We start from the raw sequence: 21,169 nt of genomic DNA on the forward strand, positions 1-21,169 counted from the left end.
TGCGCATCACTTGCCTCGTCGAAAGGCTAGCGCATGCTGAAATATTTATTGAAGCGCCTGTTCTGGATGGTGCCGTTGCTGATCGGCATCAGCCTGGTTTCCTTCCTGATTATTCATCTCGCCCCGGGCGACATCACCATGACCGAAGCCGGGTTCGACCCCAAGGCAAGCGAAGAGTCACGCCAGAAGCTGCGTGAATTATATAACCTCGACAAACCTGTGATCGTGCAGTATGGCTTGTGGCTGCAGCGCATGGCCAAACTGGATTTCGGCACTTCATTTGCTTCTCACCAGCGCCCCGTGTTCTGGCAAACCAAGGACAAGAATGGCAATGTCACACCGGGCATGATCCAGGAGGCGCTGCCAATTACCCTGCTCATCAATGTCCTGAGCCTGGGTTTAATCATTCTCGTTGCGCTACCGCTGGGCGTCATCTCCGCCCTGACGCAGAACCGGCTGCCGGACCGGGCCATTACCTTGTTTGTATTTGTTGGTTTCGCCGTCCCCGGCTTCTGGCTAGCATTGTTACTGATGTACTGGACCGGCGTCGTTCATGACTGGTTGCCTATTTCAGGCCTGCATAGCCAGGATGCGGAGCACATGCACTGGCTTGCGTATACCTGGGATGCTTTAAAGCATCTCGTGCTACCAGTCTTTATCTCGGCACTGAGCGGGCTGGCTGGCATTTCCTTGTTCGTGCGCAATGGGATGTTGGACGTATTGCACCAGGACTACATCACGACTGCCCGCGCCAAAGGGCTGCCTGAGCATACCGTCGTGTATGGCCATGCCTTACGCAACGCATTATTGCCGCTGATCACGATTCTCGGTCTTTCCATCCCCGGGCTGATTGGCGGCTCGGTGATTGCGGAGTCCATCTTTGCCATCCCTGGCATGGGAAAGTTATTCTATGACGCTGTTCTGATGCGGGACTTCCCTGTCATCATGGGCATCTTGACCATAGGCTCAGCCCTGACACTGCTTGGCAACCTCATGGCCGACCTTGCCTACGCCTGGGCCGACCCTCGAGTACGCCGTGGAGTCATGCAATGAAGCGTGTGCTATCCAACCCGTTAGCCCTTGCAGGCTTCATCATCATTACCAGTATTTTCCTGCTGGCGTTGTTTGCACCCTTGATCGCGCCCTACGACCCGGAGGCCATTGACGTCAAGGCGATCCTGCTCAGCCCTTCTTCCGCTCACTGGATGGGAACCGATGCCCTGGGCCGTGATGTATTCTCGCGTATGCTGTTCGGCGCGCGCATTTCCCTGCTGGTAGGATTGGTTGCCGTTGGCATTGCCACATTTATCGGCATCATCCTTGGCGCCATCGCAGGCTATTATCGCGGCTGGGTGGACGTGGTCATCATGCGGGCGGTCGATGTCATGCTGTCGATCCCGACTTTTTTCCTGATTCTGGCCGTCATTGCATTCCTGACGCCATCCATCTGGAACATCATGATTATCATCGGGCTGACTTCTTGGATGGGTGTTACCCGTCTCGTGAGGGCCGAATTTCTCAGCCTGCGCAACCGCGAATTCGTCATGGCGGCGGAAACCCTTGGCGCCAACGACAATCGCTTGATCTTCAAACACTTACTGCCTAACAGCATGACGCCGGTGATTGTTAGTTCAGTACTCGGCGTGGCCAGTGCAGTGTTGATTGAATCAGGCTTGAGCTTCCTGGGATTAGGCGTACAGGCCCCACAAGCATCATGGGGTAACATTCTCACCGACGGCAAGGAGTATATTCAATTTGCCTGGTGGCTATCCCTATTCCCTGGTCTGGCGATTCTGATCACAGTATTAGGATACAACCTGTTTGGCGAGGGTTTGCGCGATGCTTATGATCCACGCTCCTCGCAGTCACACTGACGCTGCGTGCCTATTGGTAAAAACAAAAAGCCGGGAAACCCCGGCTTTGATTTATCGATTATTGAAGAATGCGATATTCACGCATCGGTCATTTACAAATGTCAGTTCAATGGTTTTATAGGTCCGCTTAGGATCATACTTCACCAGGTCCTTGTAGTACCACATCTCCACTTGGTCAGGCTTGCCCTGTTTTTCCGTAGGACGCCCAATGATGTTGGAGGCATTGCTTGGCTTCACAGACTGCTCTTTCTTGAGTGGCTCGCCAAGCTGCTTGGCAACGACGCTACGCGTCTTGTTGCCAAATGCGTTCAGAAACTCCTCTTCGGTATAGGTCGTCTTTTTGGGTTCGGCCATCAGGGGCGCATTCACCATGACAGATGCAAGCAAGGCACCAGCCACCAGTAGATATTTTTTGTGCAAAGCCATACAACAACTCCTTCTTCCTCTATATGTCGGACTCATCCGTCATGCGGCAAGCCCTTTGCATTAAAAATCAGCTATTTCAAGCTTGAGGCCATCATACCCTACCTGCACTGATGATGGCAGCATTTTGCTGACCGCCTCATACTCCATTTCATGCGTCATATGGATGAGGTAGGTTTGCTTGGCGCCGATGATAGCGGCCTGCTCCAGACTTTGCTCAAGACTGAAATGCGTGTAGTGCGGAGTATAGCGCAAGCAATCCAGCAACAGGACATCAAGACCTTGCAGCAATTCCAGCGACGCTTCTGGAATAGCTGAGGCGTCTGTGAGATAAGCTAGCCGACCAAGCCTGTAGCCATACATTTCCAGCCGGCCGTGCAGGATAGGCACGGGAATGATTTCCACATTGAAGAGCTCGAATGCCTGCTCTACCGGACTCACACTCAGAATGGGGAGATCCCAATAATCGCCCGGATCGCGGATCGCGTAGCCGAACTTGCTGACGATATGCTCCATGGCATCCGGCTTACCATATAAGGGGGTCGTCTCAGAAAACGGAAAAAATCGTACGCTAAGCCGGTTGCAGCGGCCGTAGCGGCCTGAACTTGCCTGCGCCGATCTTGGCGCTGCTACGCCAGAGGTAATCGCCAGTCAGGTTGATGTGTTCCCAGCCGAGCGGCGACAGGTACTGCTTCACTCCAATACTGTATGTCTGCAAACAGCGCTCCGCGCGCATCAAGTGAGACTCAGGCGCAGTGCCAGCGCTGCCAGGGTCGCCGCGAGTACGGGGACGGTTAGCACAATGCCCACCTTGAAGTAATATCCCCATGTGATTGTCATTCCCTTGCGCGCCAGCACATGCAACCAAAGCAGCGTCGCCAGCGAGCCGATGGGGGTGATCTTCGGCCCCAGGTCACTACCAATCACATTGGCGTAGATCATCGCGTCCTTCACCACGCCCGTTGCGCTCGTGGCATCAATGGATAGGGCGCCCACCAGTACCGTAGGCATGTTGTTCATGGCCGAGGACAGGAGCGCTGTGAGGAAGCCAGTTCCAAAGGCGGCACCCCATACGCCGCCTTGTGCGGAGTAATCCAGCAGCCTTGCGATATGCTCCGTCAGTCCTTGGTTACGCAACCCATAGACCACGAGATACATTCCCAGCGAGAAAACGACGATTTGCCAAGGCGCTTCACGGATCACTTTGCGGGTGCTGATGACATGCCCGCGCGCAGCGACTACGAGCAACAGCAGGGCGCCTGCGGCAGCCACGGCGCTAACCGGCACGCCTAGCGGCTCAAGGCCGAAGAATCCGACCAGCAGCAGGGCCAGAACCACCCAGCCGAAACGAAACGTAGCCACATCGCGAATGGCCTCTTTCGGCTGTTTCAATTGATTCACGTCGTAGCGTGCGGGGATGCTGCGGCGGAAATAGATCGACAGCACGGCCAGAGAGGCAATGATGGCGACAATATTCACTGGAACCATCACCGCAGCGTAGTCATTGAACCCGATATTGAAAAAGTCGGCAGAGACGATGTTAACCAGGTTGGATACGACAAGCGGCAAGCTGGCGGCATCTGCGATGAAACCGGCCGCCATGACGAAGGCGAGCGTTGCCGCCGGACTGAACCCCAGTGCCAACAACATGGCCATGACGATTGGCGTGAGAATCAGTGCTGCGCCATCGTTGGCGAAAAGCGCGGCGACGGCTGCACCCAGCAGGATGATCAGCGCAAACAGCAGACGTCCTTTCCCTCCGCCCCAGCGTGCGACGTGCAAGGCTGCCCATTCGAAAAACCCGGCCTCATCGAGTAACAGGCTAATGATGATGATGGCAATGAATGCGGCTGTGGCGTTCCAGACGATCTGCCAGACGACAGGAATGTCACCGAAGTGAACGACACCGGACAGTAACGCCACGACAGCGCCAAGCGTCGCACTCCAGCCAATGCCCAGCCCGCGCGGCTGCCAGATCACCAAGGCGATAGTGGCAAGAAAAATCAATAGGGCAGCAATCACGTCAATTCTCTCTTTTCAGGGGGTTTTCGAGTTCTTTAAGAAGGCTCAAGAGATCAATCCGGGAGATGACGCCGATCACTTTCCCATCCTCCACGACAGGAAGGGACGTTAAGTGATGATCCACCATCAGCCGGGCTGCAACGGAGGGATGCATGGCCGCCGCGACGCTATGCACTTCCGTGGTCATTACCTCTGCGGCAGTACGCCCCCCGGCCTTGTCGCGCTGCGTCCCTTTTGGGCCAAGAAAGGAAACCCAGAAGTTCTCCTTCCAGACCGATTCACGGGGTTCGAGCCGTTCGTCCGCGCCCCGGTGAATCAAGTCCTCCGCAGTCACAACGCCGATCAGCCGACCAGCGCCTTCGATCACTGGACCATTGATACGATGGGCAAGCAGCAGCCTCGCAATGTCGTCAACCGGTGTCTCAGGTTGAACGGTTACCGGATCGGGCGTCATGAAATTTCAGATCAACATGGTCGATCTCTTATGCTTGAGGATGGATGAGCGCACGCAGTCGTTCTGTACCGATCGGTTCTTCCTTCAGCAGCGGGACAACCGCGTAACGGTCCGCGTGCTGATTCGCCACAGCGCTGATTTCGCGTAGCTCGTTGGCCGCACGCTGACGCAGTAACGGCGACTTGGCCGAAGCTGCCGCCACGCTGGTGTTGATGATCCAGGCCCAGGGCTCGATCCCGGCACGGCGCAAATCAGCTTGCAGGTTGGCGGCCTCCAGTACCGGCGTCGTCTCCGCCAGCGTGACGACGAGTACCTTCGTTTGCTTCGGGTCCTGCAATTGCATCATCGGCGTCGTGAAGTGCACGCCGGTCTTGCCCATTTGTCGTGACACTTCGCGGTGATACGCACCCGTCGCGTCGAGCAGGAGCAAGGTGTGCCCGGTCGGGGCCGTGTCCATGACGACGAACTTTTTCCCGGCCTCGCGAATGATGCGGGAGAACGCCTGGAAGACAGCAATCTCTTCCGTGCAGGGCGAACGCAAATCCTCTTCCAACAGCGCGCGACCTTCGGCATCGAGTTGAGCGCCCTTGGTTTCCAGGACGTGCTGGCGATAGCGCTCGGTCTCGGCATGCGGATCGATTCGGCTCACGGTCAGATTATCGAGCGAGGAATCCAGTGTGTCGGTCAAGTGGGCAGCAGGATCGGAGGTCGTCAGATGCACCGGTAAGCCGCGATGCGCCAGTTCGACCGCGATGGCGGCCGCCAGGGTTGTCTTGCCTACACCACCCTTGCCCATCAACATGATCAGCCCGTGTCCATCCGCCGCGATGCCGTCGATCAGCTCGGCCACGCTGGGCTCGTCGAGTTCGATCGGGGAATCAACCGCTGCGGGTGCTTGTGGAGGAAGGTCGGTCAGCAACTGCCGCAGTGCTTCAAGGCCGACGAGATTGAAGGGCTTAAGTTCTACGTGATCACGCGGAAGCGCAGTCAACGTAGCCGGGATGTTCTTCAGCGCTGTTTGTTCCCGTTCGTGGATTGCAGCGGCCAGCGGGTCGGTAGCGGCTTCGACGTGCGGCAGGATGCCGTTGATGACGAGATGTTGCTGTTTGAGGCCTATGGCTGCCAGTTCTTCGTGGGTTCGGGCGACCTCGCGCAAGGCCGCCTGCTGGGCGCGAGCGACCAGCACCAGGCGGGTTTGCAGCGGATCAGCCAAGGCTTCAACAGCCGCCTTGTACTGAGTACGCTGCTTTTCCAGACCGGCCAGCGGGCCTAGGCACGAGGCATCACCCTTGCCAGCTTCCAGGAAACCGCTCCACGCGCCCGGCAGTTGCAGCAAGCGGATGGTGTGGCCGGTGGGCGCAGTGTCAAAGATGATGTGCTCGTAATCAGCCGTGAGTGCCGCGTTGGTCAGTAGCGCAGTGAACTCGTCAAATGCGGCGATTTCGGTGGTACACGCGCCGGACAACGATTCCTCGATGCCCTTCACCACGTCATCAGGAAGCACGCCGCGGACCGGGCCAACCAGGCGCTCCCGATAGGCACTGGCCGCTGCCTCGGGATCAATCTCCAGAGCAGAAAGACGTGGAACCGCCGGAATCGGTGTGACGCGATTACCGATATCGACACCAAATACCTGCCCGACATTGGATGCCGGGTCGGTACTGACCAGGAGGACGCGCTTTCCGGCTTCGGCTAACTGAATGGCCGTGGCGCAGGCAATCGAGGTCTTGCCGACGCCACCCTTGCCCGTGAAAAACAGAAAACGGGGAGGAAGTTGCAGGAATTTCATCATTGTTTTCTCCATGTTGTTCAGCAGCAGCCACGCGGGCCGGAGCAGCAACCGCCCGTCGCCGGCTTGGCGGCGTCTGCCGGTTGATCAATGCCGATCCAGAGGGCCAATTCAGCCCGCTTCGGATAACGTCCCGCGAGCGCCACTTCACCATCGACCAGGATCAGTGGTAGCGCACCCTGACCGGAGCGCTGCAAAAATCCTTTTACGGTCGCGTTGTCGGCAAACATCTGTGGCTGCTGCGCCAGGTTGTAGCGCTCGATGTGCGCGCCGTTCTGCTTCGCCCAATCAACATCAGCAGCAAAAGTCACCAAGGCTTGGTCAACCTCCACGCCGCAGACGCCGGTGCTGCAACACAGCGATGGGTCAAACACTTCGATCTTCTTCATTTAAACTCTCCATCAAGTATTCAAATATAAGTTAAAAAAACTACGCCGAAAGCGCCCCAATCCGATCCAGTTCCGCCTTCAAGCGTGTCCGGTCGCGCGCAAGCTCCACCAACGGCAGCGCGAGGAAAGCTTCGATGCGACGCCGCAAGATACGGTAGGCCGCCGTGAACGCTGCTTCGATTTCCGCTTCGGTCCCTGTGGCATGAGCGGGATCGTCAACACCCCAATGCGCACGCAGTACCGCGCCAAGATACGCCGGACAGGTTTCCCCAGCAGCATTCGAGCACACGGTGATGACCACATCCGGGACCTGCGGCAGGTTGTCCCATGATTTACTGTGCAGTCCGTTCGTGTCGATACCTTCACGCGCCAAGAGCGCCAGGGAACGCGGATGGACGGTCCCGGTCGGCTGACTTCCCGCACTCATGGCTTTCCAGCCTGTCGGAGCCAAGTGGTTAAAGACCGCTTCCGCCAAAATAGAACGGCAGGAGTTACCGGTACAAAGAAACAGGATATTCATGTTGTCGCTTTCGTTGGAGTGGGTGACAGGGGGGGGCAACAGTTCCTTGGCGCAGTTCGAGGCAGCAACCTTTTCTACGCATTTAGCGGGACTGCCAGTGCAACACTCATCCGTGAGGTAAGCGATCAGATCCAACATCAACGGGATGTCCGCTCGGTAACGTTGGAAGCGGCCCTCCTGCTCAACCGTCACCAAGCGAGCTTGTGACAGCGCCTTCAGGTGAAAAGAGAGGTTGGCCGGCGGCACATCCAGCGCGTTCGCAATCTCGCCCGCCACCATGCCGTCTGGCCCCTTCTTGACCAACAGCCTGAACACGTCCAAGCGCAAGCCCGATGAGAGGGATTCGAAGATCGATGTTGCGACTTGCTTTTCCATATTTAAATAATACTACAAATATCAAACGATGCAAGCGCGTTGCTCTGTCCGCTTAGACTATACCCTAACCTGGCGTCAGACCGTCCAATGCGCAAGCGTCAGAATAGAGTCGCCTTCCGAATTAATTGACATCCGCCGTCAAGGGTCATAGATTTCTTCCTGACACATTACCCTCAGGAGGACACGTTGCACGGTCAACGCATCGGCTACGTTCGCGTCAGCAGCTTTGACCAGAACCCGGAACGCCAGCTTGAGCATGTTTTGGTGGACCGGCTGTTCACCGACAAGGCGTCGGGCAAGGACACCCAGCGCCCCGAGCTGGAACGGCTGCTCGCCTTCGTGCGCGAGGGCGATACGGTGGTGGTGCACAGCATGGACCGCCTGGCGCGCAACCTGGACGACCTGCGCCGCCTGGTGCAGAAGCTCACTCAGCGCGGTGTGCGCATCGAGTTCGTCAAGGAGAGCCTGACCTTCACTGGCGAGGACTCGCCGATGGCGAACCTGATGCTGTCGGTGATGGGCGCGTTCGCCGAGTTCGAGCGGGCCTTGATCCGTGAACGGCAGCGCGAGGGCATCGCGCTCGCCAAGCAGCGCGGTGCGTACCGGGGTCGAAAGAAGGCGCTCTCGCCGGAGCGGGTCGCCGAGCTGCGCCGACGGGCCGCTGCCGGCGAGCAGAAAGCCCAGCTCGCCCGCGAGTTCGGCATCAGCCGCGAAACCCTCTACCAATACCTGAGAACGGACGACTGACCATGCCCCGACGCTCCATTCTGACCGCCGCCGAGCGGGCAAGCCTGCTAGCGTTACCCGATACCGAAGATGAATTGATCCGGCACTACACGTTCAGCGAGGCCGACCTGTCACTGATTCGCCAGCGACGTGGGGATGCGAACCGACTGGGTGTCGCGGTGCAGTTGTGCTTGCTGCGCTTCCCCGGTCAGGGCCTGCTTCCCGACGCCGCGGTGCCGATGTCCCTGCTGCAATGGATCGGACGGCAACTGCGGCTCGACCCGGTGTGTTGGCCGCAGTATGCTGAGCGGGAGGAAACCCGGCGCGAGCATCTGCTCGAACTGCGGGCGTACCTGGGCATGGAGCCGTTCGGCCTGGCGCACTATCGGCAGGCCGTCCATGCCACGACCGAGCTGGCCTTGCAGACCGACAAGGGCATCGTGCTGGCCGCCAGCGTCCTCGATGCGCTGCGCCACCGGCACATCATCATTCCGACGCTGGATGTCATCGAGCGCGTCTGTGCCGAAGCAATCACCCGCGCCAACCGGCGCATCTACGACGCCTTGACCGAGCCGCTGTCGGACGGGCATCGCCGCCGCCTCGACGATCTGCTCAAGCGCCGGGACAACGGCCAAACGACCTGGCTTGCCTGGCTGCGCCAGTCGCCCGCTAAGCCGAACTCGCGGCACATGCTCGAACACATCAAACGCCTCAAGGCGTGGCAGGCACTCGACCTGCCTTCCGGCATCGAGCGGCTGGTTCACCAGAACCGGCTGCTCAAGATCGCCCGCGAGGGCGGCCAGATGACGCCTGCCGACCTGGCCAAGTTCGAGGCGCAGCGCCGCTACGCGACCCTGGTGGCGCTCGCCATTGAGGGCATGGCCACCGTTACCGACGAAATCATCGACCTGCATGACCGCATCCTGGGCAAGCTGTTCAACGCCGCCAAGAACAAGCATCAGCAGCAGTTCCAGGCATCCGGCAAGGCGATCAACGCCAAGGTGCGGCTGTTCGGCCGCATCGGTCAGGCACTGATCGAGGCCAAGCAATCGGGCCGCGATCCGTTCGCCGCCATCGAGGCCGTCATGTCCTGGGACGCCTTCGCCGAGAGCGTCACCGAGGCGCAGCGGCTCGCGCAGCCTGAGGACTTCGATTTCCTGCACCGCATCGGCGAGAGCTACGCCACGCTGCGCCGCTACGCGCCGGAATTCCTCGACGTGCTCAAGCTGCGGGCCGCGCCCGCCGCCAAGGACGTGCTGGAGGCCATCGACGTGCTGCGCGGCATGAACAGCGACAACGCCCGCAAGGTGCCTGCCGACGCGCCGACAGACTTCATCAAGCCGCGCTGGCAGAAGCTGGTGATGACCGACGCCGGCATCGACCGGCGCTACTACGAACTGTGCGCGCTGTCGGAGCTGAAGAACGCGCTGCGCTCCGGCGACATATGGGTGCAGGGTTCGCGCCAGTTCAAGGACTTCGAGGACTACCTGGTGCCGCCCGCGAAATTCGCCAGCCTAAAGCGGGCCAGCGAATTGCCGCTGGCCGTGGCCACCGACTGCGACCAGTACCTGCACGACCGGCTGACGCTGCTGGAAATGCAGCTCGCCACCGTCAACCGCATGGCACTGGCCAATGACCTGCCAGACGCCATCATCACCGAATCGGGCCTGAAAATCACGCCGCTTGATGCGGCGGTACCCGACACTGCGCAGGCCCTGATTGACCAGACGGCGATGATCCTGCCGCACGTCAAGATCACCGAACTGCTGCTGGAGGTGGACGAATGGACGGGCTTCACCCGGCACTTCACGCATCTGAAGTCGGGCGACCTGGCCAAGGACAAGAACCTGCTGCTGACCACGATCCTGGCAGACGCGATCAACCTGGGCCTGACCAAGATGGCCGAGTCCTGCCCCGGCACGACCTACGCCAAGCTGGCCTGGCTGCAAGCCTGGCACATCCGCGACGAAACCTATGGGGCGGCGCTGGCCGAGCTGGTCAATGCACAGTTCCGCCACCCGTTCGCCGAGCATTGGGGCGACGGCACCACGTCATCGTCGGACGGCCAGAACTTCCGCACCGGCAGCAAGGCCGAGAGCACCGGCCACATCAACCCGAAATACGGCAGCAGCCCAGGGCGGACGTTCTATACCCACATTTCCGACCAGTACGCGCCATTCCACACCAAGGTCGTGAACGTCGGCGTGCGCGACTCGACCTACGTGCTCGACGGCCTGCTGTACCACGAATCCGACCTGCGCATCGAGGAACACTACACCGACACGGCGGGCTTCACCGATCACGTCTTCGCCCTGATGCACCTCTTGGGCTTCCGCTTCGCGCCGCGCATCCGCGACCTGGGCGACACCAAGCTCTACATCCCGAAGGGCGACGCCGCCTATGACGCGCTCAAGCCGATGATCGGCGGCACGCTCAACATCAAGCGCGTCCGCGCCCATTGGGATGAAATCCTGCGGCTGGCCACCTCGATCAAGCAGGGCACGGTGACGGCTTCACTGATGCTGCGCAAACTCGGCAGCTACCCGCGCCAGAACGGCTTGGCCGTCGCCCTGCGCGAGTTGGGGCGCATCGAGCGCACGCTGTTCATCCTGGACTGGCTGCAAAGCGTCGAGCTGCGCCGCCGCGTGCATGCCGGGCTGAACAAGGGCGAGGCGCGCAACGCACTGGCCCGTGCCGTGTTCTTCAACCGCCTGGGGGAAATTCGTGACCGCAGTTTCGAGCAGCAGCGCTACCGCGCTTCCGGCCTCAATCTGGTGACGGCGGCCATCGTCCTTTGGAATACGGTCTATCTGGAACGGGCCGCGAACGCCTTGCGTGGCCACGGCCAGACCGTCGATGACGGTCTGTTGCAGTACCTGTCGCCGCTCGGCTGGGAACACATCAACCTGACTGGCGATTACCTCTGGCGTAGCAGCGCCAAGATCGGCGCAGGCAAGTTCAGGCCGCTACGGCCGCTGCAACCGGCTTAGCGTACGATTTTTTCCGTTTTCTGAGACGACCCCTATAAGGGGATCTGCTGGCGTTGCTTCTGGCAAAAGGCGCGCAAATCATCAATGCCGTGCAGATGATCTGCATGGGTATGGGTATAGAGTACGGCATCTATATGTGAGATGCCTTCGCGCAACGCCTGCAGGCGGATATCTGGTCCAGTATCGATCAGGATATTTTTACCATTGCTTAAGGTAATTAATGAAGAGCAACGGCTACGCTTATTTTTGGGATTATCTGACACGCAAGTGGCGCACTGACACCCGATCACCGGGGTCCCGGCACTGGAGCCCACGCCCAGCATGGTCAGGCGCATGGACGCGCATCCTTGAACAAGCGGAAGAAGTTTGCCGTTGTGGCCAGCTCAACCTCTTGATAACTGATGCCACGCAGCTTGGCAAGCTCCTCAGCGACATAACGCACATAGGCAGGTTGGTTGACCTTACCGCGAAACGGTACAGGAGCAAGGTATGGGGAATCTGTTTCAACCAGGATGCGGTCCAGCGGCAATACCCTGGCCACTTCCTTCAATGCCAAGGCATTCTTGAATGTGACGATGCCTGAGAAAGAAATGTAGAAACCGAGATCCATTGCCGCCAATGCGACTTGCAGACTTTCAGTGAAGCAGTGCATCACGCCACCAACCTGCTCTGCATGCTCCTCCCGCATGATGCGCAGCGTGTCCTCAGCTGCATTACGCGTATGAATCACCAACGGCTTCCGTGCCCGAATGGCCGCCCGGATATGAGTACGAAAGCGCTCGCGCTGCCACTCGAGGTCGCCGGTAAGTCGGAAATAATCCAGACCTGTTTCGCCGATAGCCACGACTTTAGGATGGGCAGCCAAACTCACCAACTGATCCTCTGAGAATGCTGGCTCATCCTCGTAATCCGGATGCACCCCTACCGAGGCATAGAAATTCTCATAGGCTTCCGCCACGGCCAGCACCTCGGGAAAGTCTGGCAACGTCACCGAAATGCATAATGCATGCCCTACCCGCTCTCGCTGCATAGCCTCACGCAATGTTTGAAGATTTTGGCGCAGCTCGGGAAAGTTCAGGTGGCAGTGAGAATCAACCAACATAAATAAAATTTAAATCAAAGTATTAGGAGTTAATGTTAAAGCAAAACATTACATGGTATGCGTTGGGCGCTGCGATTTTAGTGCGTTACCCAACAAACCCTCGATCTGGTTGCGTACCTGCAAGCCACCGTCCTTTTCACTCAGCTGCACTCCAATCCCTTGCGGTCGATTACCATGCGCTGCTGGACTGATCCACACTACCCTCCCGGCCACTTTGAACTTGTCGGGGTTATCCAGCAGGCTTAGCAACATAAAAACCTCGTCGCCGATGTTAAATGGCTTGTTGGTAGGAATGAATAATCCGCCGCCTTGGATAAACGGCATATATGCCGCATACAAGGCAGCCTTTTCCTTGATGGCAAGTGACAATACGCTGGGCTTGTGCGCTGCCTGCTTGCCTGCGCTTTCTTGTTCGCTCACCTTGCGCTCCCTATTCGGAAAACAGCTTGCTGTATTGCAATAGCAAATGCTCAAGTTGCAGTTCGTTGTTCAGAGGATGACTGGCCGAACGCTTCACCTCATCAAGCTGGCGCTGAAACGCCAGTAACGCGCTCAAGTCTACCTTTTTGCCCAATGATTGCAAAGCGGCGATATCCCGCAGATGGTAACGTGCTGCCGTATTCAGGGTAACGGCCACAAGATCATACAGCCACTTCTGGAATGCCGTCGCCGCTGCCTCCATGCCAATCGAGGCAAACTCACCCGCTGCGCTGAATGGGTCAAGTTTTCTGCCCTGGGCAAGTCGGGCGGGAACAAGCTGCACCTGAGCATTATTGACAGCGGCCTCCGCGGCGCTGAGAGGCGAGCCCCCGCTGTATGCTAGCCAGTACCGGGCTTCGCCAATGCCTTGCTGCTCCAGCCATGCCAGCGCTTCCTGCTCCGAAGGGACAGGCATTTCCAACTGCTGGCAACGACTCATGATCGTAGGCAATAAGCTTTGGGGATGGCTGGTCACGAGGATAAACATGACATCTGCCGGGGGCTCTTCCAGCATTTTCAGCAGGGCATTGGCCGAAGTCTGGTTCAAGGCATCGGCCGGATGGATCACGACGACACGCATCCCATGGCTCTGGTGGCTGGAAAGCTCGAGGAAGCCGGCGAGTTCGCGTATCTGGGTCACAGAAATTTGCGTGCTCTTGCGGACTGGCTTTTTGCTTGCCGCCGGAGTCTCGGGAATATCTTCCTGCTCTGGGCTCAACAAGCGATAATCAGGGTGGCTGTTCTGCACAAACCACCCGCAGCTGATACAGTGACCACAGGCATACCCATCGGCGGATGGCGACTGGCATAACATGGCGTTTGCCAATGTACTGGCGAACGCCAGCTTGCCAATGCCCTGCTTGCCCTTCAGTAGCAAGGCGTGATGCCTACGTTCACTCGAACGCTGCAACCGTTGCCATGCGCTGGCATGCCAGGGATAGCGCAGCAGCGTCATGCTTTGAACTCCCGCATGATATCAAGCACTTCTTTTCTGACTGTGTCCATCGGGCGATTGCCATCAATCAACCGGAAGCGCTGCGGCTGAGCCTCAGCCCTTGCAAGATAGCCATTGCGGATACGACGAAAAAACTCTGCACTTTCTCGCTCGAACTTGTCTGGTGTTCTGGCTGCTGCCAGGCGCGCAACGCTGATTTCTACCGGCACATCGAATAACAAGGTCAGGTCTGGCTGCAGATCCGGATGCACCCATGCCTCCAGTGCCTCTACCTTTTCACACGGCACCCCGCGCCCGCCGCATTGGTAGGCAAAAGAGGCATCGGTGAATCGATCGGACACCACCCAGGCACCGCGCGCCAATGCCGGTTCTATCACTTCGGCAATATGCTCACGCCTCGCCGCGAACATCAGCAGCGTTTCGGTCTCCACATGCATACGCTCATGCAGTAACAATTCGCGCAGCTTTTCCCCCAATGGGGTACCTCCAGGCTCGCGTGTGGACACTACTTCCAATCCCCGCCCTTCCAGCACCGACACAATGCTCTCTATATGAGAGCTCTTGCCTGCGCCATCCATGCCTTCCAGCGTGATGAATCTACCGCGCATTGCCGCCTTTCAGTTGATACCGTACGACCGCTCGGTTGTGCTCGCTAAGCGTGCGGGAGAATTGGTGACTACCGTCTCCCTTGCCAACGAAATACAGAGCATCGGTCTTGGCTGGGTGCAGCGCCGCATTAATGGCCGCCATACCCGGCATGGCAATGGGCGTGGGAGGCAGGCCGGCCCGCGTATAGGTGTTGAAAGGCGTATCGCGCTGAAGGTCACGCTTGCGCAGGTTGCCGTCGAATGCTTCCCCCATGCCATAGATCACCGTGGGGTCGGTCTGCAGGCGCATGCCTATACGCAGGCGATTGAGAAAGACACCGGCGATAATGGGCCTCTCACTTGCCTTTCCTGTTTCTTTCTCCACGATCGAGGCCATGATCAATGCTTCATAAGGCGAATTGTAGGGTAGCCCTGGTGCACGCTGCTCCCACGCCGCCTTGAGGCGATTTTGCATCGCAGCATAGGCCCGTTTGAGAATATCCTGATCGCTCATGCCCTTGCTGAAGAAATAAGTGTCCGGAAAGAACATCCCTTCGGGTACGGTCTCAGTTGCACCGATATTGCGCATGATTTCTTCGTCGGTATAAGCCATGGTGAGATGGCGCACGGATTCATGCTGATTCAATGCTTGGCGCATTTGCGCAAACGTCCACCCTTCGATGAAAGTAATGCTGTCCTGAGTCACATTACCATTGCTTAGGGTAATGAACAGCTCGTAGGGTGTCTGGCCAGACTCCAGTAAATAGTTACCAGCCTTGATGCCACCAGCCATCTTCATGGCCCTAACCAATAGAATGAAGCTCCATGGTTCCTTGAGCACGCCTTGGGCTACCAATTGATCGGAAATAGTGCGCAGGCTGCTGCCCATGCGCAAATCCAATTCGACCGTCTCCGTAGGGAACTGCAAGGGCGTGGTCACAAAGTAAGCCATCCATGCAGCAAAGGTGATGACCGAAAATGTCACTAAAACGAACAATATTTTCAATATGCGCATGCTATTCCTGCAAAACTAGCTGCAACTTGCTGGCCAACTGTCCTGGCAACCAGGATCGACCATTGAAATTCACAACCTGCCAGGCGCCATACAGACTGTTGCACATCAGGACCTCATCCGCATCCATTAAGTCAGCCAATGTCAGCGATGTGATGGAAGGCGTCAAACCAAGGGCAGGCGCCATGGACAGAATACGTTGGCGGGTAATGCCCGCGACACCACAACGTTCCAAGCTGGGCGTCATCAGCATTGTACCTGAGCGCACCAGAATATTGCTCATTACCCCCTCAACCACCAAACCATCCTGATCCAGCATGACGCCTTCGCTGATAGTGGGATCGTCCCATTCCTGCCTTGCGAGGACATTTTCCAGGCGATTGAGGTGTTTGATACCAGCCAGCAGAGGTTGGTGGGACAGTCTGGTATTGCATAAGCGGGCACGAATACCCACAGTGGCATTCTGCACAGGATAGAGAGGTAGTGGGCTGCGGATAGCGATACGGGTGATCTGGATATGATCGGTCACGGCATATCCACGTTCGGCAATGCCGCGCGTCAAGATAAGCTTGGCAACGCCATTACCCTGGTCGGAAAATAGTTGAGCCAAATCTGCCCGCCAAACGACTGCATCAGGACAGGGTAGCTTGAGGCGCCCACTGTCGTCAGCCAGTTTGGCATAGTGCTCGTCCCACGCGACCGGCTGCCCATTGATCACACGAATGGTACGAAATACGCCATCGCCATAGTGCAGGCCGCGATCCAGTGGGGAAACCATTGCATCCGCGATGCCGTTAATCAGAAAGGTAATTTTGCTCATCAGGGTGTATGGAATCAACAGCCGCCCATGCTAAAGCATATGCACCAGCTTAGAAAGAATTTCTCTCCACAAAAGCTGTGGATAATTTTGTGGATGGACTTTGGAAACTATTGCTAAGCTGCCGTTACCATTACAGTTTTTCTGGATCGCCCAGTTTTTAGGCAAATAATTTTATTTTTAAAAATCAAAAACTTATAAAAATGTCCATATAAACAAGCGGTAAAGCCTACATCTTATTGTCATATGCCACAACTCTGTGCATAAAGGCCCGCGACTCTCCATGAGAGTGCACGGGCCTTTAAGTTTTTTGCCGTGAGAAATTAAATCTTGCGGAAAACCAGACTGCCGTTAGTACCACCAAATCCGAAATTATTTTTCACCGCTGCATCTATCTTCAAATCCCTGGCTTCATTGGCGCAATAATCCAGATCGCATTCGGGATCCTGATTGAAGATGTTAATGGTTGGCGGAGAAATTTGATGATAGATGGAGAGTACGGTAAATACTGACTCCAATCCGCCGGCGCCGCCTAATAAATGCCCCGTCATCGACTTCGTGGAATTCACCACCAGGTTCTTGGCGTGGTCGCCAAATGCAGCCTTGATCGCATTGGTTTCATTCACATCGCCTAGCGGCGTGGAAGTGCCATGTGCATTCACGAACTGAATCTGGTCGGGATTGAGGCCAGCGTTTTTCAATGCATTGGCCACGGAGCGGCGAGGACCATCCATGCTGGGAGCAGTCATATGGTACGCATCGGCACTCATGCCGTACCCGACCAGCTCTGCATAGATCTTGGCACCACGCTTCTTGGCCGACTCATATTCCTCCAGCACAAGGACACCAGCCCCTTCGCCGATTACGAAACCATCGCGATCAGCATCCCAGGGACGGCTTGCTGTGGCAGGATCATCGTTACGGGTCGACAAAGCGCGCGAGGCAGCAAAGCCACCCACACCGAGTTTGGTAATCGGCGCTTCCGCACCACCCGCCACCATGATATCGGCATCGCCATATTCGATCATACGCGCTGCATCGCCTATCGAGTGCGTACCGGTAGTGCAGGCAGTCACGATAGCGACATTAGGCCCCTTGAATCCATACATGATAGAAAGGTTGCCCGAAATCATGTTGATGATGGTGCCAGGAATGAAAAACGGCGAAATCTTTCGAGGACCGGACTCGTGATAAATCTCGTCCGTATCCTCGATCAACTGCAGGCCGCCAATGCCAGAACCGATGGAAACCCCAATGCGTTCGGCATTCTCTTCAGTCACTTCAATGCCCGCATCCTTCACTGCCTCGATTGCAGCCGCCATGCCATACTGGATAAATGTATCCATGCGACGGGCCTCCTTGGCTGGAAGGTATTGGGAAACATCGAAATCCTTCACTTCACCCGCAACTTGCGAGGAAAATGGGCTGGCATCGAATTTAGTGATATTGGTGATACCGGATTGACCGGCCACAAGATTGGCCCAGGAGGTTTGTACACCGATACCGACTGGTGACACAACGCCTAGGCCAGTTACAACTACCCTACGCTTGGACAAGACGACCCCAAGAAAAAAGTCAGAAATGGAAAAGAAAAAATTATTTCAGGTTTGCGTTGACGTAATCAATCGCTTGCTGAACTGTTGTGATTTTTTCGGCTTCTTCGTCAGGAATTTCGCAGTCGAATTCTTCTTCCAGCGCCATCACTAATTCTACGGTGTCGAGAGAATCAGCACCCAGATCGTCAACAAAGGAGGATTCGTTCTTGACGTCAGCCTCGTTTGCACCAAGTTGCTCGGAAACGATCTTTTTAACGCGTTGTTCGATGTCAGACATCTAAATTATTCCTTTCAAGTTTAAGTCGCTTAAAAAAGCTCGGGCTATTCTATCAAAAGTCCCGAGGAATTCAAAAAACAGAATGACTAGCGGGCATAGGCCATCATGTAAGGCATTACGCCATGTACATGCCACCATTCACATGCAGGGTTTCCCCAGTAATGTAGCCAGCTGCTGGTGACGCCAGAAAGGCAACAGCTGCCGCAATATCCTTTACATCGCCAAAGCGCCCTGCCGGCACGCGCTTCAATAATTCCTCGCGGACATTATCAGGCAGTTCCCGCGTCATATCGGTATCGATGAAGCCGGGCGCTACACAGTTAACTGTAATACCACGGCTGCCGACCTCTGCCGCCAGCGAGCGTGTGAATCCTGCCATGCCGGCCTTGGCCGCAGCATAGTTGGCCTGGCCGGGGTTGCCCATATGGCCTACCACCGAAGAGATATTGATGATACGGCCACTTCTTGCCTTCATCATCGGGCGCAGCACCGCTTGCGACATCCGGTAGACGGATGTCAGGTTGGTCGCGATCACGGCATCCCAATCCTCGTCTTTCATACGCATCAACAAGGTATCGCGCGTGATGCCCGCATTATTCACCAGGATGGTGACATCGCCAAACTGGCCGGCAATATTCTTCAATACAGCCTCGACCTGCCCGGCGTCGTTGACATCAAGCGCTAATCCGATGCCGCCGTGGGCGCTCAACGACTGCGTAATATTGGCAGCGCCGGACTCGCTGGTCGCGGTGCCGACTACCTTGGCGCCCTGTTTTGCCAGCTCCTGCGCAATGGCGGCGCCAATCCCACGGCTGGCGCCGGTGACTAGGGCAACTTGTCCTTCCAACATGACGGCCTCCTCTTTAATACTTAAATACTTATTGATTGAATTGCGCCATGGCTTCTGCCAGGGCTTCTTGATTGACCAATGCGATGCATGGCAGCTCGGCGACCGTACGCTTGACCAGCCCGGCCAATACTTTGCCAGGGCCGCACTCCGCACTGGCCGTCACTCCGGTGGCATGCACAGCTTGAACTGTCTCTACCCAACGCACAGGGCTGTACAACTGGCGCACCAGAGCATCCTTGACCTTGGTCGCATCGTCATACGCAGCCACATCTGCATTATGCAGTACCGGGATTTGGGCGGATGCGAAATCCACATCCTTGAGATACTCGGCCAGCTCGTCTGCCGCAGGCTTCATGAGGGCACAATGGGACGGTACGCTGACCGGCAGCAGCAAGGCGCGTTTGGCGCCTTTCGCCTTGGCAGCCTCAATACCACGCTCAACCGCAGCCTTGTGCCCCGCGATCACGACCTGACCCGGGGAGTTCAGATTGACTGCTTCCAGCACCTCTCCTTGCGCGGCCTCGATACAGGCTGCGCGAACAGCATCATCGCCCAACCCAAGCACGGCCGCCATGGCACCCACACCTTCTGCCACGGCGCGCTGCATGACGTCGGCCCGGAAACGCACCAAAGGCAATGCAGCCTCATAGGACACGATGCCGGCCGCAACCAACGCAGTGTATTCACCCAGGCTATGGCCAGCTAGCACGGTTGGCAAGGGCCCACCTTGGGATTGCCACGCGCGCCATGTCGCAACGCCGGCAGCCAGCATCAGTGGCTGCGTATTGGCAGTCTGATTGAGCGCATCGTTAGGCTCTGTTGCCATGCGCCAAAAATCGACGCCAAGCACATCGGAAGCCTCGACGAATGTATCCTTAATCACAGCAAGATCGCCAAACCCCTGCATCATGCCAACGGATTGTGAACCTTGCCCCGGAAAGAAAAATGCAAATTTCATGAAGCGGCCTTTTAGGTCGTAAGAAATGGATCGAATGAATAGCTTGTTGCTTAAAACTTGAGGAGTATGGAGCCCCAGGTGAAGCCGCCACCAAAGGCTTCCATCAAGACCGTTTCACCATGCTTGATGCGACCATCACGTACGGCAACATCCAGGGCCAGGGGTACAGATGCAGCTGAAGTATTGCCGTGCTTATCCACGGTCACAACCACTCGGGCCATGTCCATACCGAGCTTGCGTGCGGTCGATTGCAAAATGCGGATATTGGCCTGGTGCGGAACCAGCCAATCGATGTCCGATTTTTGCATGCCGTTAGCCGCCAGGGTTTCATCGACAATGGCATCCAATGTATTCACGGCAATCTTGAACACGGCGTTGCCTTCCATATGGATGGTCCGCTCCGCCCCCGGATTCGAAACACCGCTTGGCACATTAAGCAATTGCGTATAGCTGCCATCGGCATGGAGGTGAGTGGAAATGATTCCGGGCTGGTCACTGGCCCCCATCACTACCGCGCCGGCACCATCTCCCCAAAGGATACAGTTGCTACGGTCAGTCCAGTCAGTGATCCTGGACATGGTTTCGGCGCCCACCACAAGCGCCGTGCGTGCTGCACCACTCCGTATAAAGCTGTCGGCAGTGGCAACCGCATAAATGAAGCCGCTGCATACCGCCTGCACATCGAATGCAGGCGCACCACGATTACCCAGTTTATGCTGCAACAGGCAGGCCGTACTTGGGAATACGTGATCAGGCGTCGTAGTGGCAACAATAATCAGGTCTATGGCGTCAACTTCGACACCCGCGGCTTCCAATGCACGCTGTGCGGCATGAAAAGCCAGGTCACTGGTAAACTGGTTCTCTGCAGCAATATGGCGCTGGCGGATGCCAGTGCGGGCATAAATCCACTCATCCGTTGTGTCAACCATGCGCTCCAGGTCAGCATTGGTCAGTATTTTCTCAGGCAAGTAGCTGCCCGTTCCCAAGATGCGCGAATAGATGGTCATATGCCC

The 21,169-nt window shown here is 57.0% G+C and carries 22 protein-coding genes and 3 pseudogenes; 4 read left to right on the plus strand and 21 right to left on the minus strand.

What is annotated here, in order from left to right:
• Window positions 1-33 precede the first annotated feature (33 nt).
• Entirely contained in the window at window positions 34-1,053 is a 1,020-nt protein-coding gene (locus MFLA_RS07615; RefSeq protein WP_011479706.1) for an ABC transporter permease, read from the plus strand.
• Window positions 1,050-1,874 carry an ABC transporter permease gene (locus MFLA_RS07620; protein WP_011479707.1) on the plus strand — a complete coding sequence of 275 codons (825 nt, stop codon included), beginning with the start codon at window positions 1,050-1,052 and terminating at the stop codon, window positions 1,872-1,874. Before MFLA_RS07615 ends, MFLA_RS07620 begins: the two co-directional genes overlap by 4 nt.
• A gap of 51 nt (window positions 1,875-1,925) precedes the next feature.
• Here MFLA_RS07620 and MFLA_RS07625 read toward each other — a convergent pair whose 3' ends face one another.
• From MFLA_RS07625 to MFLA_RS14885, 9 genes and pseudogenes are all read right to left on the minus strand, one after another.
• Entirely contained in the window at window positions 1,926-2,300 is a 375-nt protein-coding gene (locus MFLA_RS07625) for a hypothetical protein (RefSeq protein ID WP_011479708.1), read from the minus strand.
• Between the two features lie 60 nt (window positions 2,301-2,360).
• Window positions 2,361-2,834, minus strand: a pseudogene (locus MFLA_RS07630) (MBL fold metallo-hydrolase); the annotation flags it as partial.
• Window positions 2,835-2,868: 34 nt separating this feature from the next.
• Window positions 2,869-3,015 carry a hypothetical protein gene (locus MFLA_RS14540; RefSeq protein ID WP_195741975.1) on the minus strand — a complete coding sequence of 49 codons (147 nt, stop codon included), beginning with the start codon at window positions 3,013-3,015 and terminating at the stop codon, window positions 2,869-2,871.
• Between the two features lie 17 nt (window positions 3,016-3,032).
• The gene (locus MFLA_RS07635; RefSeq protein WP_011479711.1) at window positions 3,033-4,319 is read right to left on the minus strand and encodes an arsenic transporter; all 1,287 of its coding nucleotides are present in this window, start codon (window positions 4,317-4,319) and stop codon (window positions 3,033-3,035) included.
• A gap of 1 nt (window position 4,320) precedes the next feature.
• Entirely contained in the window at window positions 4,321-4,773 is a 453-nt protein-coding gene (locus MFLA_RS07640) for a CBS domain-containing protein (RefSeq protein WP_011479712.1), read from the minus strand.
• A gap of 28 nt (window positions 4,774-4,801) precedes the next feature.
• Window positions 4,802-6,565 carry an arsenical pump-driving ATPase gene (gene arsA, locus MFLA_RS07645; protein WP_011479713.1) on the minus strand — a complete coding sequence of 588 codons (1,764 nt, stop codon included), beginning with the start codon at window positions 6,563-6,565 and terminating at the stop codon, window positions 4,802-4,804.
• 17 nt (window positions 6,566-6,582) lie between these two features.
• Window positions 6,583-6,951, minus strand: coding sequence for an arsenite efflux transporter metallochaperone ArsD (arsD, locus tag MFLA_RS07650; RefSeq protein ID WP_011479714.1), 369 nt, complete (start codon window positions 6,949-6,951; stop codon window positions 6,583-6,585).
• A gap of 40 nt (window positions 6,952-6,991) precedes the next feature.
• Window positions 6,992-7,471, minus strand: coding sequence for an arsenate reductase ArsC (locus tag MFLA_RS14880; protein ID WP_048811914.1), 480 nt, complete (start codon window positions 7,469-7,471; stop codon window positions 6,992-6,994).
• 240 nt (window positions 7,472-7,711) lie between these two features.
• Window positions 7,712-7,846 (minus strand): annotated as a pseudogene (locus tag MFLA_RS14885) (winged helix-turn-helix domain-containing protein); the annotation flags it as partial.
• A 186-nt stretch (window positions 7,847-8,032) separates the two neighbouring features.
• Here MFLA_RS14885 and MFLA_RS07660 point away from each other — a divergent pair.
• On the plus strand, window positions 8,033-8,593 hold the full coding sequence (locus MFLA_RS07660) for a recombinase family protein (protein ID WP_011479716.1): 561 nt from the start codon (window positions 8,033-8,035) through the stop codon (window positions 8,591-8,593).
• Between the two features lie 2 nt (window positions 8,594-8,595).
• Window positions 8,596-11,562, plus strand: a complete 2,967-nt coding sequence (locus MFLA_RS07665; protein WP_011479717.1) for a Tn3 family transposase — start codon at window positions 8,596-8,598, stop codon at window positions 11,560-11,562.
• Window positions 11,563-11,597: 35 nt separating this feature from the next.
• Here MFLA_RS07665 and MFLA_RS07670 read toward each other — a convergent pair.
• The 12 genes and pseudogenes from MFLA_RS07670 to MFLA_RS07725 all read right to left on the minus strand — a co-directional run.
• Window positions 11,598-11,897, minus strand: a pseudogene (locus MFLA_RS07670) (MBL fold metallo-hydrolase); the annotation flags it as partial.
• Complete coding sequence (locus tag MFLA_RS07675) at window positions 11,888-12,664, minus strand: TatD family hydrolase (protein ID WP_011479719.1); 777 nt, start codon at window positions 12,662-12,664, stop codon at window positions 11,888-11,890. The gene MFLA_RS07675 and the pseudogene MFLA_RS07670, both read right to left, overlap by 10 nt.
• Before the next feature lie 48 nt (window positions 12,665-12,712).
• On the minus strand, window positions 12,713-13,084 hold the full coding sequence (locus tag MFLA_RS07680; protein WP_011479720.1) for a PilZ domain-containing protein: 372 nt from the start codon (window positions 13,082-13,084) through the stop codon (window positions 12,713-12,715).
• A gap of 10 nt (window positions 13,085-13,094) precedes the next feature.
• A complete protein-coding gene (gene holB / locus MFLA_RS07685) occupies window positions 13,095-14,099 on the minus strand; it encodes a DNA polymerase III subunit delta' (protein ID WP_011479721.1) in 1,005 nt (334 codons plus the stop codon).
• The gene (gene tmk / locus MFLA_RS07690) at window positions 14,096-14,707 is read right to left on the minus strand and encodes a dTMP kinase (protein WP_011479722.1); all 612 of its coding nucleotides are present in this window, start codon (window positions 14,705-14,707) and stop codon (window positions 14,096-14,098) included. The genes holB and tmk overlap by 4 nt, the downstream gene beginning before the upstream one ends.
• Window positions 14,697-15,701: an endolytic transglycosylase MltG gene (gene mltG, locus MFLA_RS07695; protein ID WP_011479723.1), complete on the minus strand. Its 1,005-nt coding sequence runs from the start codon at window positions 15,699-15,701 to the stop codon at window positions 14,697-14,699. The genes tmk and mltG overlap by 11 nt, the downstream gene beginning before the upstream one ends.
• A 1-nt stretch (window position 15,702) precedes the next feature.
• Entirely contained in the window at window positions 15,703-16,518 is an 816-nt protein-coding gene (gene pabC, locus MFLA_RS07700; RefSeq protein WP_011479724.1) for an aminodeoxychorismate lyase, read from the minus strand.
• 320 nt (window positions 16,519-16,838) lie between these two features.
• On the minus strand, window positions 16,839-18,071 hold the full coding sequence (fabF, locus tag MFLA_RS07705; protein WP_011479725.1) for a beta-ketoacyl-ACP synthase II: 1,233 nt from the start codon (window positions 18,069-18,071) through the stop codon (window positions 16,839-16,841).
• Between the two features lie 40 nt (window positions 18,072-18,111).
• The gene (gene acpP / locus MFLA_RS07710) at window positions 18,112-18,348 is read right to left on the minus strand and encodes an acyl carrier protein (protein ID WP_011479726.1); all 237 of its coding nucleotides are present in this window, start codon (window positions 18,346-18,348) and stop codon (window positions 18,112-18,114) included.
• A 115-nt stretch (window positions 18,349-18,463) separates the two neighbouring features.
• Window positions 18,464-19,198, minus strand: a complete 735-nt coding sequence (fabG, locus tag MFLA_RS07715) for a 3-oxoacyl-ACP reductase FabG (RefSeq protein ID WP_011479727.1) — start codon at window positions 19,196-19,198, stop codon at window positions 18,464-18,466.
• Between the two features lie 28 nt (window positions 19,199-19,226).
• On the minus strand, window positions 19,227-20,156 hold the full coding sequence (gene fabD / locus MFLA_RS07720; RefSeq protein WP_011479728.1) for an ACP S-malonyltransferase: 930 nt from the start codon (window positions 20,154-20,156) through the stop codon (window positions 19,227-19,229).
• 50 nt (window positions 20,157-20,206) lie between these two features.
• The gene (locus tag MFLA_RS07725) at window positions 20,207-21,163 is read right to left on the minus strand and encodes a beta-ketoacyl-ACP synthase III (protein ID WP_011479729.1); all 957 of its coding nucleotides are present in this window, start codon (window positions 21,161-21,163) and stop codon (window positions 20,207-20,209) included.
• Window positions 21,164-21,169: the final 6 nt, after the last annotated feature.

Source organism: Methylobacillus flagellatus KT (genome assembly GCF_000013705.1).
In the GTDB taxonomy this organism is placed as follows: Bacteria; Pseudomonadota; Gammaproteobacteria; order Burkholderiales; family Methylophilaceae; genus Methylobacillus; species Methylobacillus flagellatus.

What these genes read in the sequence shown, in the direction of transcription:
- MFLA_RS07665 (WP_011479717.1), top strand. Translation starts at nt 8,596, where the DNA reads ATGCCCCGACGCTCCATTCTGACCGCCGCCGAGCGGGCAAGCCTGCTA.
- MFLA_RS07615 (WP_011479706.1), top strand. Translation starts at nt 34, where the DNA reads ATGCTGAAATATTTATTGAAGCGCCTGTTCTGGATGGTGCCGTTGCTG.
- MFLA_RS07640 (WP_011479712.1), bottom strand. Translation starts at nt 4,773, where the DNA reads ATGACGCCCGATCCGGTAACCGTTCAACCTGAGACACCGGTTGACGAC.
- mltG (WP_011479723.1), bottom strand. Translation starts at nt 15,701, where the DNA reads ATGCGCATATTGAAAATATTGTTCGTTTTAGTGACATTTTCGGTCATC.
- fabD (WP_011479728.1), bottom strand. Translation starts at nt 20,156, where the DNA reads ATGAAATTTGCATTTTTCTTTCCGGGGCAAGGTTCACAATCCGTTGGC.
- MFLA_RS07620 (WP_011479707.1), top strand. Translation starts at nt 1,050, where the DNA reads ATGAAGCGTGTGCTATCCAACCCGTTAGCCCTTGCAGGCTTCATCATC.
- holB (WP_011479721.1), bottom strand. Translation starts at nt 14,099, where the DNA reads ATGACGCTGCTGCGCTATCCCTGGCATGCCAGCGCATGGCAACGGTTG.
- arsD (WP_011479714.1), bottom strand. Translation starts at nt 6,951, where the DNA reads ATGAAGAAGATCGAAGTGTTTGACCCATCGCTGTGTTGCAGCACCGGC.
- acpP (WP_011479726.1), bottom strand. Translation starts at nt 18,348, where the DNA reads ATGTCTGACATCGAACAACGCGTTAAAAAGATCGTTTCCGAGCAACTT.
- MFLA_RS07625 (WP_011479708.1), bottom strand. Translation starts at nt 2,300, where the DNA reads ATGGCTTTGCACAAAAAATATCTACTGGTGGCTGGTGCCTTGCTTGCA.
- arsA (WP_011479713.1), bottom strand. Translation starts at nt 6,565, where the DNA reads ATGATGAAATTCCTGCAACTTCCTCCCCGTTTTCTGTTTTTCACGGGC.
- MFLA_RS07675 (WP_011479719.1), bottom strand. Translation starts at nt 12,664, where the DNA reads ATGTTGGTTGATTCTCACTGCCACCTGAACTTTCCCGAGCTGCGCCAA.
- pabC (WP_011479724.1), bottom strand. Translation starts at nt 16,518, where the DNA reads ATGAGCAAAATTACCTTTCTGATTAACGGCATCGCGGATGCAATGGTT.
- fabG (WP_011479727.1), bottom strand. Translation starts at nt 19,198, where the DNA reads ATGTTGGAAGGACAAGTTGCCCTAGTCACCGGCGCCAGCCGTGGGATT.
- MFLA_RS14880 (WP_048811914.1), bottom strand. Translation starts at nt 7,471, where the DNA reads ATGAATATCCTGTTTCTTTGTACCGGTAACTCCTGCCGTTCTATTTTG.
- tmk (WP_011479722.1), bottom strand. Translation starts at nt 14,707, where the DNA reads ATGCGCGGTAGATTCATCACGCTGGAAGGCATGGATGGCGCAGGCAAG.
- MFLA_RS07725 (WP_011479729.1), bottom strand. Translation starts at nt 21,163, where the DNA reads ATGACCATCTATTCGCGCATCTTGGGAACGGGCAGCTACTTGCCTGAG.